5 protein-coding genes are annotated in these 13,502 nt (G+C 71.1%); 2 read left to right on the top strand and 3 right to left on the bottom strand.

Going from position 1 to position 13,502, the window contains the following annotated elements:
* The first annotated feature begins 595 nt into the window (after positions 1-595).
* A complete protein-coding gene (locus C8D87_RS20550) occupies positions 596-1,489 on the top strand; it encodes an ArsR/SmtB family transcription factor (RefSeq protein WP_146231593.1) in 894 nt (297 codons plus the stop codon).
* A 3-nt stretch (positions 1,490-1,492) separates the two neighbouring features.
* Here C8D87_RS20550 and C8D87_RS20555 read toward each other — a convergent pair whose 3' ends face one another.
* The 3 genes from C8D87_RS20555 to C8D87_RS20565 are packed head-to-tail and all read right to left on the bottom strand — an operon-like array spanning position 1,493 to position 3,780.
* On the bottom strand, positions 1,493-1,699 hold the full coding sequence (locus C8D87_RS20555; RefSeq protein ID WP_112227961.1) for an MbtH family protein: 207 nt from the start codon (positions 1,697-1,699) through the stop codon (positions 1,493-1,495).
* Positions 1,700-1,715: 16 nt separating this feature from the next.
* Positions 1,716-2,777 (bottom strand): histidinol-phosphate transaminase, encoded by a 1,062-nt coding sequence (locus C8D87_RS20560; protein WP_112227962.1) that lies wholly within the window; start codon positions 2,775-2,777, stop codon positions 1,716-1,718.
* A gap of 13 nt (positions 2,778-2,790) precedes the next feature.
* Positions 2,791-3,780, bottom strand: a complete 990-nt coding sequence (locus C8D87_RS20565) for a class I SAM-dependent methyltransferase (protein WP_112227963.1) — start codon at positions 3,778-3,780, stop codon at positions 2,791-2,793.
* A 404-nt stretch (positions 3,781-4,184) separates the two neighbouring features.
* Between C8D87_RS20565 and C8D87_RS20570 the strand changes: the two genes are divergently transcribed.
* Positions 4,185-13,502, top strand: coding sequence for a non-ribosomal peptide synthetase (locus C8D87_RS20570; RefSeq protein ID WP_170166508.1), 9,318 nt, complete (start codon positions 4,185-4,187; stop codon positions 13,500-13,502).

The raw sequence follows: 13,502 nt of genomic DNA on the forward strand, positions 1-13,502 counted from the left end.
GATTTCCTGGTCTTTTCGGCGTTCTGGCTGGATCGTGCCGATGGGGCGCGCAGGAGTGAGCCGTTGACTTTATTCGCGAGTAGGTTGCGGCCGTGCCACCGGGACTGGTCCATCGTGTGGTGACGGTCTCCTGGGTGGCGTGTCCACAACCGGTTGACTGGCGGCTGAGCTGTGGTAAGAGGGCTGGTCGCCGGGGTGCGCCCGTTCGCGGGCTAGCCTTTTAACCTAACGTGACGCGCGCTGCCGTGTCTGCACTTTCAGCTCTGGCTTAAAGGCCGGGAAGTGTTCGCGGTGAAAGACTTTCGCTCTCTCCAATGAGGTGCGGCGGTTTCCCTCTCGAGTATGTAGGCTGGGATGGACGCACCTGACGCGCGGTCCTGGGGGAACGTTTGCCTGCGCTCAGGAGATCAGGGCTGCCCTGGTCTTGCGGACAAACACGGGCTGGGAGGAGCTTTAACCTTCAGGTGCTCCGTTCGGTCCACATTGGACTGGTCCCGAATCGGCTGAGTTCGCGATCGACGCGTCAGCCGAACGGGCCAACAACCGGGGGGCAGGGTTGCAGAGGATTCATTTCACCAGCGAGGATCTGGCGCGGGTGAAAGTCTCGGCGACGTTGGGCATGGGTGCGGAGACCGTGTTCGCCATGGAGTCGCTCGGACGTACACGAGGTGGTTTCTTCGGGATCTGGCGCGAGCGTGTGGGCGAGCGTCTGGGCAAACGTGCCGGTCGCATCGAACGCATGCTGCACGCGCTGCGGCCGGTCCCGGATTTGTTGTGGCTGGTGGACGGAGGATTCAAGGCTGACGAGAGAGCACTGGGCAAGGTCGGGCTGAGTCGCGAGGACGTGCTGGAGACCGCGCACGGGTTCTGCCGCGTGGCGGTGTCGCCCTACTGGCGGCAGGTGCGCGGCTATCTCGAGACGGTCCGCGACGTCAGGGGGCGTCTGGCGATGACCGGGGGTGTGGAGCGCCTGCTGGGGACGTTGCACCCCAAGGTGCGATGGCGCTCGTCGGTGCTGGAAGTGCCACACGACCAGGAGATCGACGTCCACCTCAACGGCCGCGGGTTGCTGCTGGCGCCGTCGCTGTTCCTGCACGACGGTGCGGCGGCCGTGCTGATCGGCGCCGAGTGGGACGAGTCCAGCCCGATCCTCGTGTTCGCCGCGCCGCCCGTCAGCGCGGCGGCGAGCGCGGCGACGGCTTTCTGGGACGTCACCGAACGCGGCGAGCAGGCGCTGGCCGCCCTGGTCGGGCGGACGCGTGCGGCGGTCCTGCAGGAGCTGGTGGAGAGCTGCACCACCGGCGAGCTGGCCGAACGCCTGAACATCTCGTCGGCCAGCATCAGCCAGCACACGTCGGTGCTGCGGGAGGCCGGCCTGATCACCAGCCGCCGCAACCGGAACACCGTGCTGCACAGCGTGACGCCGCTCGGCACCGCGCTGCTGGAGTACACGACGTACCAGTTCATGGAAGCGGCGGCTGGTGAGTGAGCGTCACGCCCGTGCGGCGGTCTCCCGCGGACGAAGATCCGTCCAGTGGCCCGACACGTAGTCGAGACACTCCTGCCTGGTGCCCGGCCCGTGGACCTCGGTCCACCCGCTGGGCACCGGGATCGCCAGCGGCCACAGCGAGTGCTGGCTCGCCGAGTTCACCAGCACGAGGTAGGTGCCGTCGGGGTCGTCGAAGGGGTTGCTGCTCATGGGAATCTCCTTTGTGTCAGCCGGTCGCGAAGGTGCGTGCGACCGCCAGGAAGGCGTCGTTGTCCGCGGGGCTGCCGATCGTGACCCGCACGCCTTCGCCGGCGAACGGGCGCACCATCACGCCGTCGGCCATGCAGTGCGAGGCGAAGGCGGCCGCCCGGTCCGCGAGCGGCAGCCACAGGAAGTTGCCCTGTGACGGCACGAACTCGTGCCCGAGCGCGTGCAGCCCCGCTCCGACGCGGTCGCGTTCGGTGCGCACGAGCCGGCAGCGTTCCGCCAGTTCGTCGGCCGAGTCGAGGCTGATCAGCGCCGCGGTCTCGGCCAGGGTGCTGACGCTGAACGGCACACCGACCTTGGTGACCGCCTGGATCAGGTTCACCGGTCCCGCGCAGTAGCCGATGCGCAGTCCCGCCAGGCCGTAGGCCTTCGAGAACGTCCTGAGGCTGACGAGGTTGCCCCGGCCTGCGGCCTCGCGCACCAGCTCCAGCCCGTCCGGGATGTCCGGGTCGGTGACGAACTCGTGATAGGCCTCGTCGAGCACCACCACGACGTGATCGGGCGTGGCGGCGAGGAACTTCGCGAGCGCCTCCCGGTGCAGCGCGGTTCCGGTGGGGTTGTTGGGATTGCAGATGATGATCATGCGGGTCGTCGGCGTCACCGCGGCCAGCATGGCGTCGAGGTCGTGCGTGAGGTCGCCGGTCAGCGGCACCGGTCGCGGCTCCGCGCCCGCCACGCGCACGAGGATCGGGTAGGCCTCGAAGGAACGCCAGGGGTACACGATGCTGCTCGGTCCGTGCACCACCGCTTGCATCAGTTGCAGCAGCAGCGTGGCCGACCCCGCGCCCACCGCGACGGAGCCGGCGGGGACGCGGAGGTGCTCGGCGAGGTGAGTCGCGACCGCGTGCGGGCTGACGGGGGGATACCGGTTGATGTGCTCGAGGCCTTCCGCCAGCGCGGCGGCCACCCGCGGCAACGGCGGGAAGGCGGTCTCGTTGTTCGACAGCTGGACCCGCGCGGTCGTGGGCAGCTGCTGGTAGAGGGGCAGCGCGTCGAGGTCTGGGCGAACCGGGATGGTCATCGGGTGCTCCGGCTCAGCTCAGCTCGAACACGACGGCTCCGGCGAGGCTTTCGACGTGGTGCGCCTCGACGCACTTCCACCCGGCCTCGTCGAAAACGTCCAGCCATTCGTCCAGCGTCGGCAGGTACACGTCCATCATGGCGTGGCCGAATTCGAAGGCCAGCGTGAACACCGGGATTTCGTCGTCCGGCACGCCCGTGGTGCGCACGTTGTCGCCGAGCAACAGCCTGCGGGCGGACGGGAATGCCTTCCGCAGCTGCTGGAGCGAGGTGATGCACCGTTCCCTGGGCCAGAAGTCGTGGCCCATCATGAAACAGGTGAGCAGATCCACGTCGGCGAATTCTGCGGCCGGCTCCAGCTGCCGCACGTCGGCCTCGATGAACGTGAGCCGGTCACCCATGCCGGCCTGCTGCGCCTCGGTCCTCGCCATGTCGATCGCGGGGCTCGCGATGTCGATTCCGATACCACGCGCACCGGGGTGGCGCTTGAGAATCTGGAGAAGTCGCTCACCACTTCCCGAACCCAGGTCGGCGACCACGGTCGGATCGAAGTCGAGACCTTCGAGGACCGGCCAGAAAACCGGGTCGTAGAACTGCGCGTTCGCTTCCCGGCACGCGGCGCTGATGGCCTTCGCGTCACGCCGGTAGAAGGCGCCGGTGCGGTTGCCGTTGCGCAGCACCGCCGGGATTTCCGCGAACAGCGGGGCAGAACCCCGCATGAGCCAGTGGAACAGCGATTTTGCCTGGTAGACCTCGTCGAAGTGCTCGCCGGTGGCCACCGTCGAGCCGTCGCGCCGCACCACCCCGACACTGGCGAGAGCCACGAAGAGGCCCATTGTGGACTGCTCGTGCAGATCATGCCTCGAGGCGAATTCGGGTACGTCCAGCGTGCCGGACTCGCGCAGTTCCGCCAGTGCCCCCAGTTCCCACGCCGCGGCGATGGCGGACGCGGCCACCGCCGAGTTGAAGATCTGCGCGGTCGCCCGCGTGGTCGTGCTGGTCATGGACAGCCTCCTGTCGCGCGGCGACGCCGCGACTCCGATTTTCGGAAACGGTGGTACAGGCGGGCGTCGAGAACTCGCTCGGTGTTCACCGAATGTTTGCCCGGCAATGCCGGAACACGTGTCCGGTGCATCGCAGGCATTGCCGCGTGCAGGACTGCGAACGGCACGGTTGCCCGGCCACAACAGCCTTGCGCAGGACGCCGCAGGATTCCACCTCCTTTAGGTACTGCCGAAAAGCCCAGCTCGGCGGAGCCCGGCAGCGAGTCCTTTTTGGTCTCGGCTTAAAGACGTTGCCGTGGGTGGGCCGCCGAACAAGACTTCCGGTGAGCGGGCCACATGGGGGTGTGGTGTCCGCATTCTTCCCGGGGGAATCGACAGAACGGAGCGGCAGCGTGGATACCGTCATGCCCACGGTCGTGCACGAGCTGTTCGAGCAATGGGTCCGGCGCACACCCGACGCGACCGCGGTGTCCGCGGCCGGGCTGAGCCTGACCTATGCCGAACTGGACGCGCGCGCCTCGCGGCTGGCGCGTTTCCTGGCCGGGCGCGGCGTCGGTCCGGGCGTCGTCACCGGCCTGTGCCTGGACCGCGGCGTCGACCTCGTCGTGGCCGAGCTGGCCGTGCTCAAGGCGGGCGGTGCCTACCTCCCGCTCGACCCGGGCTACCCGGCCGAACGGCTGGCGTTCATGCTCGCCGACACCGCCGCGCCGCTCGTGCTGACCGAGCAGCGGCTGCGCGACCGGGTTCCGCCCGGTGCCGCCGCCGTCGTCTGCCTGGACACCGACGCGGACCTGATCGCGGCGCAGCCCGCGGAGTCCCCCGAGGTCGAGGTCACGGGCCGCGATCTCGCCTACGTCATGTACACGTCGGGCTCCACCGGGCAGCCGAAGGGCGTGCTGGTCGAGCACCGCGGTGTCGTGCGGCTCGTCCGCGGCCAGAGCTACGCCGCGCTGACTCCCGCCGATGTCGTGGCGCACCTGGCATCGGTGTCGTTCGACGCGTCGACCTTCGAGGTGTGGGCTGCGCTGAGCAGTGGCGCGAGCCTCGCCGTGGGGCCGTCCGGTGCGGTGTCCGTGGCCGAGCTGGGCAGGTTCCTCTCCGGCTTCGAGGTGAGCGTGCTGTGGCTGACCGCGGGCATGTTCCACGAGGTGGTGGACGCGGACGTCACCGTGTTCGGCGGGTTGCGCTTGCTGCTTGCGGGTGGCGACGTGCTCTCACCCGGCCACTGCGCGCGGGTGCTGGCACGGTTCCCGGATCTGGGGCTGGTCAACGGCTACGGGCCGACCGAGGGCACCACCTTCACCGCCTGCCACCGGATCACCGAGGTGACCGGTCCGGTGCCGATCGGCGTGCCGCTGGACGGCACGACGCTGCGGGTGCTGGACGAGAACCTGCGGCCGGTGCAGGAGGGCGAGCTGTACATCGGCGGTGACGGGCTCGCGCGGGGCTACCTGAACCGTCCCGCCCTCACCGCGACCCGGTTCGTCGCCGCGCCGTCTGGCGAGCGGCTGTACCGCACCGGTGACCTCGTGCGGGTGGACGACGCCGGCCGGCTCGAGTTCCTCGGCCGCACCGACGACCAGGTCAAGATCCGCGGCTTCCGCGTCGAACCCGGCGAGACGCAGACCCGGCTGCGGCAGTGCCCCGGCGTCACGGACGCCGTCGTGGTGGTGCGCCGCGGTGAGGCGGAGGGTGCTCGCCTGGTCGCGTACGTCGTCGCGGACAGCGGTGCGGGCGTCACGCCGGTGCTGCTGCGCGAGCGGCTGACCGGGGTGCTGCCGGAGCCGTTCGTGCCGTCGGAGTTCGTGCTGCTGGACCGGTTCCCCTTGACGCCCAACGGAAAGGTGGACCGCGCCGCGCTGCCGGAGCCGGGACGCGGGGCCGAGTCGGGTCATCGGGCACCCAGCGGTGAGGTTGAGACCGCGCTCGCGGAGATCTGGGCCGAGGTGCTGCCGGTCGACCGCGTGGGCGCGGGGGACGCGTTCTCCGCGCTCGGCGGCAACTCGCTGCTCGCCGTGCGCGTGCTGGCGCGCATTCTCGCCCGGTTCGGTGTCGAGCTCACCGTCGCGGACCTCTTCGACGCGCCGACGCTCGCGGAACTGGCGTCGAAGATCACCGCGCGTCCCGCCGCCGAGGTGACCGCGGCACCGCACCACACACCCGGTTCGGTCTTCCCGTTGTCGTTCCCGCAGGAACGCCTGTGGGTCGCGCACGAGCTCGACCCCGGCGCCGTCGACAGCAACGTGCACTTCGCCTACCGGATCAGCGGCCCGTTCGACGCCGCCGCGCTCGCCCTGGCGTGGCGCGGGGTGGTCGAGGCCCACGAACCGTTGCGCACCACCGTGGACAGCGGACGGCGGCAGGTGATCCGTCCGGAATCGGCCGCCATCACGGTGACCGATCTCCGCGGGCAGGACGCCGCCGAGCTGGACCGCCTGCTGCACCAGGAGGTCGCCACCCCGTTCGACCTCGCCGCCGGACCGGTGGCGCGGGTGCGCCTGATCAGGGTGGCCGACCAGGAGCACGTCCTCGTGCTGGGCGTGCACCACATCGCGATCGACGGCTGGTCGATGGGCGTGCTCGCGGGCGAGCTGGGTGAGCGGTACGCCGCCGCGCTCGAGCGGCGGGCGGCGCGGATCGAGCCGCTGCCCGCGCGGTACGCGGACTTCGCGGTGTGGCAGCGCGCCGCGCTGACCGGCTCCGCGCTGGCCAGGTCGCTGGACCACTGGCGGCACGAGCTGGAGGGCGCGGCACCGCTGCAGCTGCCGACCGACCGGCCGCGTCCCGCGGTGCGCACCTCCGCCGGCGCCGAGCACCGCTTCCGGCTTCCCGCGGGCCTTTCCGCGCGGCTCGGGTGGCTGGCGGAGGCGCACGGGACCACGTTGTTCACCGTCCTCGTGGCCGCCTGCCAGGTGTTGTTCGCCCGCTACAGCGGCCAGCGCGACGTCGTGGTCGGCACGGCGGTGTCCGGTCGCGGCCGGGTCGAGTTCGAGCGGCTGGTGGGGTGTTTCATCAACACGCTGGCGCTGCGCTCGACGGTCGACGCGGCGCTGCCGTTCACCGAGTTCCTCGGCCACGTCCGCACCACCGTGCTGGAGGCGTTCGCCCACCAGGACGTGCCGTTCGAGCGTGTCGTCTCCGAGGTGCGTACCGACCACGACCCCAGCCGCACGCCGCTGGTGCAGGCGCTGGTGGTGCTGCAGAACACCCCGGCGGAGCCGCTGCGGTTCGGTGACGCGCGGGTCGAGCGGCAGGCGCTCCCGCACGTGTCGTCGATCTTCGAGCTGACGGTGGAGTTCACCGAGCTCGACGACGGCATGGACGTGATGGTCGAGTACAACACCGACCTGTTCGACGCCGCGCGGATCGAGCGCATGGCCGGCCACCTGCACGTGCTGCTGGACCAGCTCGCCACGACTCCCGACCTGCCGGTGGGAGAACTGTCCCTGCTGACCGCGGGGGAGCGCAGGCAGCTCGCGGAGTGGAACGACACCGCTGTCGACCACGACCTGGACGTGAGCGTCCACGAGCTCGTCGCGCGGCGGGCACGGCGTGATCCCGGCGCGGTGGCGGTGGTCTGCGGGGAGCGGGTGCTGACCTTCCGCGAGCTCGACGAGCGGGCCAACCGGATCGCGCACCACCTCGTCGGCCTCGGCGTGGGCCCGGACGTGCCCGTGCCGGTGTGCCTCGACCGCGGCGCGGACTTCGTGGTCGCGCTGCTCGGGGTGCTCAAGGCCGGCGGCGCGTACGTGCCGCTGGACCCGGACAGCCCGGCGGCCCGGCTGGCGTTCGTCGTCGGCGACACCGGGGCGCGGGTGGTGCTGACCCAGCGCTCCGTCGCCGCGCGAGTGTCCGAAGTAGACGCAACGGTCGTGCGCCTTGACGACGACTGGCCGGTCATCGCGGCGAATCCCGCTACCGCACCGGAAACGGGCGTCGCGGCGACCGATGTCGCGTACGTCGTCTACACCTCGGGTTCGACCGGCAGGCCCAAGGGCGTGATGGTCGAGCACCGCTCGTTGGTCAATCTTTGCCTCTGGTACCACGACTACTACGACGTCACCCCGGACGACCGGTCGTCGCACCTGGTCGCGCAGGGGTTCGACCCCGTCGCGCTGGAGATCTGGCCGGCGCTCACCGCCGGTGCCTCTGTCGCCGTGGCGACGCCGGACGTGCTGGACGACCCCGCTGTGCTCGTCCGCTGGCTCGCCGGGCAGGGCGTCACGCTGTCCGTGGTGATCACGCCGCGCGTCGACGCCGTGTTCGACCAGCTCGAGCGGGTGGACACGAAGCTGCGCGTGGTGATCGCGGGTGGTGACGTGCTGCGCCGCCGCCCGAGCCCCGAGTTCCGGTTCCTGATGGTGAACCACTACGGCCCGACCGAGGCGACGGTGCTCGCGACCGGGTCGCGGGTCGCGCCGGAGGGCACCGTCGAACCCGGTGTGCTGCCGACCATCGGCGTGCCGGTCGCGAACACGACGGTGCACGTGCTCGACCCGCACGGCAACCAGCTGCCGGTCGGCGTTCCCGGCGAGCTGCACATCGGCGGTGTCTGCGTCGCCCGCGGTTACGTCAACCGGCCCGAGCTGACCGCGACCCGGTTCGTGCCGGACCGCTTCTCGCCGGATCCCGACGCGCGGCTGTACCGCACCGGTGATCTGGTGCGCCGGCTGCCCACGGGCGAGCTGGACTTCCTCGGCCGCGTCGACAACCAGGTGAAGATCCGCGGCTACCGCGTGGAACCCGGTGAGGTCGAGGCCGTGCTCGCCGAGCACCCCGACGTCGCGGCGGCCGTCGTGGTGGCACGGAAGGACGCGCAGGGACGCGTGCGCCTCATCGGGTACGTCGTGCCGTCGGGACGTGACCCGGAGGTTTCGGTACTCCTCGACCACGTGCGTGGCGTGCTGCCGGAGTACATGGTGCCGGCCGCGGTCGTCGTGCTGGCGGAGTTCCCGCTCACGTCGCGGGAGAAGGTGGACCACGCCGCGCTGCCCGAACCCGAGGCTGTCGGCGTCGTCACCCACGTCGAGCCGCGCACGGAAGTCCAGCGGGTGCTCGCCGGGATCTGGGCCGACGCGATCGGCGTGCCGCAGGTCGGCGTCGAGGACAACTTCTTCACCCTGGGCGGCGATTCGATCGTGGCCATGCAGGTCGTGGCGAAGGCGCGGGACGCCGGATTCCGGCTGAGCGCACGGGACCTGTTCCAACGCCCGACGATCGCGGCGCTGGAGGTCGTGGCGACGGGAGAACCTGTTGCCGCGCCGTCGGTCCGGTTCGAAGGACGCGCTCCGCTGACTCCGATCCAGCGGTTCTTCTTCGACACGTTCACCCCCACTGCGGCTTTCCACCAGCACGTGACGCTGGAACTGCCTCCCGTCGCGCCCTCCGCCGTGCGTGCGGCGGTCGAAGCACTTGTGGCGCACCACGGCGCGTTGCGCACCCGGTTCTTCTCGGAGAACGGCCAGTGGTGGCAGGAGGAGACCGCCGCGGGCGCGGCGTTCGAGACCGTCGACGAGGTCACCGCGGAACGCGCCGTCGAGATCGCCTCGGCCTCCACCGACATCACCGAGGGCAGGCTGGTGGGGGCAGTCCTGGCACAGGGGCGCCTCACGCTGGCGGTGCACCACCTTGCCGTGGACGGCGTGTCGTGGCGCGTGCTGATCGAGGACCTGCGGGTCGCGCTCGACCAGGCCTCGCGCGGCGAGCGGATCGTGCTCGACGCGACCACCGACTCCCCGCAGGCCTGGGCCGGCAGGCTCGCCGGCCACCTGGCCGCGGGCGGGTTCGACGACGAGCCTGCCCATTGGTCCGCGCTGGACGGCGTGGACGTGACCGTGCCCGTGGACGGAACCGGGCCGAACTCGGTGGAGAGCACCAGGATCGTCAGGGCGGGTCTCGACGCGGACACCACCGCGAAGCTGCTGCGCGAGGTGCCGAAGGCGTACCGGACCGAGGTCGGCGACGTGCTCGTGGCCGCCCTCGGGCGGGTGCTGGCGTCGTGGACCGGGCAACGGCGCGTGCTGCTCGGCATGGAAGGGCACGGCCGCGAGGAGTTGTTCGAGGACCTGGACATCACGCGGACGGTCGGCTGGTTCACCACGCGGTTCCCGCTCGTGGTCGAGGCGGGCGGCGACTGGGACGCGGCGTTGAAGTCCGTGAAGGAGCAGGTGCGTGCCGTTCCCCGGCGCGGGCTGGGCTACGGCGTGCTCCGCGACGCCGGACGGGTACCGGAGCTGGACCCGCAGGTGGTGCTGAACTACCTCGGCCAGTTCGGCTCCGCCGCGGGTGGTTTCGGCTCCGTCTCGGAGATCGGGCTGCACCAGCACCCCGGCGACACCAGGCCGCACCTCGTCGACGTCGTCGGCACGGTGCGGGGCGGTCGTCTGGAGTTCCGCTGGTACTACTCGGCGAACGTGCACGACGAGCACACGATCACGGGGCTCGCGAACCACCTCGTCACCGAGCTCACCGCCGCCGTCGCGCACTGCCTGACTCCGGGCACCGGCGGGCGGACGCCGTCCGACTTCCCGCTGGCGGCGCTGGACCAGTCCACAGTGGACGAGATCGTGGGGACGCGTCGGGACGTCGAGGACATCTACCCGTTGACGCCCATGCAGAACGGCATGCTGTTCCACAGCCTGATGGACACCAGCGGAACGGCCTACTTCGAGCAGATCTCCGCGGTTCTGGACGGCGTGCGCGACTCGTCGGTGCTGGCCGCGGCGTGGCAGCGGGTGGCCGGCCGGGTGCCGGTGCTGCGCACCGCGTTCGTCTGGGAGGACCTGCCTGCGCCGTACCAGGTCGTGTACGAGCACGTCCGGATTCCGGTGACCGTGCTGGACTGGCGCGGCCTGGCGAAGGCCGAGCTGGACGCCGCCGTCGCGCACTACCTCGACCAGGACCGCAAGGCGGGACTCGACCTCGGTGAGGCGCCGCTGATGCGGGTGGCGATCATCCGCCTCACCGACGCGCGCGTCCGTCTGGTGTGGACGTTCCACCACGCCCTGCTCGACGGCTGGAGCGGGATGCAGGTGCTCTCCGAGGTGCTCGGGGAGTGCGCGGCCGAGGCGGTGCCCGTACCCAGGCGCCCGTACCGCGACTACGTGGAATGGCTGGCGCGGCAGGACTTCACCGCCGCGCGCGAGTACTGGCAGCGGGCGGTGGCCGGGTTCGAGGCCTCCACGCCGCTGCCGTTCGACCGGCCGAAGTCCGGGCTGCACCGCACCGTGTCGTCGGCGCGGCTGCGGGTCGCGCTGCCGGAGGACCTCACCGCGCGCGTGTACGCCACGGCGAAGCGGGCGCAGGTGACGATCAACACGGTCGTCCAGGGCGTGTGGGCGCTGCTGCTGTCCCGCTACAGCGGCGAGACCGACGTGTGCTTCGGCGCGACGGTCGCCGGGCGGCCCGCCGATCTCGCGGGTGCCGACCAGATCGCGGGCATGTTCATCAACACCCTCCCGGTGCGGGTGAGCGTCGACCCGGACGCCGACGTCGTCACCTGGCTGCGCGACCAGCAGGCGGGGCAGGCTGCGGCCCGGCAGTACGACCACGTGTCGCTGTCGGAGGTCGTGGAGTGGTGCGGGCTGCCGCGCGGCCGCGACCTCTTCGACAGCATCGTCGTGTTCGAGAACTACCCGGTCGACCCCGCCGAGGGCGATGCACCGTCCATTGTGGACATCGGCTCGACGAGCGGCACCAACTACCCGCTCAACGTGGTCGTCTACCCGGAGGACGAGCTTTCGCTGCTGCTGCACTACGACCCGGCGTTGTTCGACCCGGCCACCGTGGCGCGGATGGCGGGACACCTGCGCATGGTGTTCGAGTCGGTCGCGGACTCCGGCGGCCGGTGCGTCGGCGAGCTGTCCCTGCTCACCGAGGCCGAGCGGCGGACGCTGCTGACCGAGTGGGCGAGCACCGGGCCGGCTCGGACCGGCGGTCGTCTGCACGAGGTGATCGGCGCTCGCGCCGCCGCCGCGCCGGACGATGTCGCGGTGGTGCACAACGGGGTCGCCACGACCTACGGCGAGCTGGACGCGGCGGCGAACCGGCTGGCACACCACCTGTCCACGTTCGGAGTGGGCAGGGACGTGCTCGTCGGTGTGTCGGTGCCACGCAGCACCGACCTGGTCGTCGCGGTGCTCGCGGTGCTCAAGGCCGGTGGCGCGTACGTGCCGCTGGACCCGGACTACCCCGCCGAACGGCTGACCACGATGCTCGCCGAGACCAAGCCGCGTGTGCTGCTGACGCTCGAAAACCAGGCAGGCCGGTTCGCCGGGTCCGATGTGGACGTCGTGCTGCTCGACCGCGACCGCGCGGGCGTCGAGGCCCGGCCGGCCACCGCGCCGGACGTCGCCGGTGACGACCGGGATCTGGCCTACGTGATGTTCACGTCCGGTTCCACGGGCACGCCGAAGGGCGTGATGGTGGAACACCGGTCGCTGTACAACGTCGTTCAGGCGATCAACGAGACGTACGGCCTCACTCCGGACAGCAGCGTGCTGCAGGTCTGTTCGATGAGCTTCGACGGCGGCGTGCAGGACATCTTCAGCACGCTGGTCGCGGGCGCCACGCTCGTGCTCTCCGGCCCGGACGCGTTGCACGACCCGGCGGCGCTGGCCAGGCAGCTGCGCGCGGACGGCATCACGGTCGCCTCGCTGCCGCCCGCCGTCCTCGCCGCGCTGGATCCGGTCGAGCTCTCCGGACTGGAGTGCGTCGGCACCGGTGGTGACGTGTGCCCGGTCGAGCTGGTCGAGGCGTGGGCGCCCGGCCGCACGTTCGTGAACATCTACGGCCCGACGGAGTCCACCCTCGCGGTGACGCTGTTCCCAGCCCGGCCGGGCGCGGGACATCGCAGCGTGCCGCTGGGCGAGCCGATCCCGGGTGTTCGCCTGTACGTGCTGGACACCGGTCTTGCGCCGGTTCCGGTGGGCGTGACCGGTGAGCTGTACATCGGCGGTGCGGGGCTCGCGCGCGGCTATGCCGGCCGGCCCGACCTGACGGCCGAGCGGTTCGTCGCCGACCCGATCGGCGCGCCGGGTGAACGCCTGTACCGGACCGGCGACCTGGTGCGGTGGCGGCCGGACGGGCTCCTGGAGTTCGTCGCGCGCACCGACGACCAGGTCAAGATCCGCGGGTTCCGGGTGGAGCCCGGCGAGATCGAGAACACGCTCATCCGGCACCCCTCCGTCGCCGAGGTGGTGGTCACCGCGCCCAGGACGGAGGCGGGGGCCAGGCAGCTGGTCGCCTACGTGGTGCCGGCGCCCGATGCCGCCGAACCCGTCGGCGACACCCTGCGCAGGCACCTGTCGAAGTCGCTGCCGGACTACCTGGTGCCCTCGGCGTTCGTGCGGCTGCCCAGGCTGCCGCTCACGCCGAACGGCAAGGTCGACCGCAGGGCGCTGCCGCGGCCGTCGCGGGCCGACGTGATCACCGCCGCCTACCGGGCACCCGCCAACCCCACCGAGGAGGCGCTGTGCCGGGAGTGGGCCGAGGTGCTCGGCCGTGACGAGGTGGGAGCGGACGACGACTTCTTCGCCCTCGGCGGTGACTCGATCAGCAGCCTGCGCCTGATGTCGCGGGTGCGGCGCTCGTTCGGCGTCGAGGTGTCACCGCGAGACCTGTTCGACGCGCCGACCGTGGCCGGGCTCGCGGAACGGATCGTCGACCTGGTGCTGGCGAAGCTCGAGAACGACCTGGCGCTCGGCGCGAGCGGCCGGAACTGA

The organism is Lentzea atacamensis, assembly GCF_003269295.1.
Lineage (GTDB): Bacteria > Actinomycetota > Actinomycetes > Mycobacteriales > Pseudonocardiaceae > Lentzea > Lentzea atacamensis.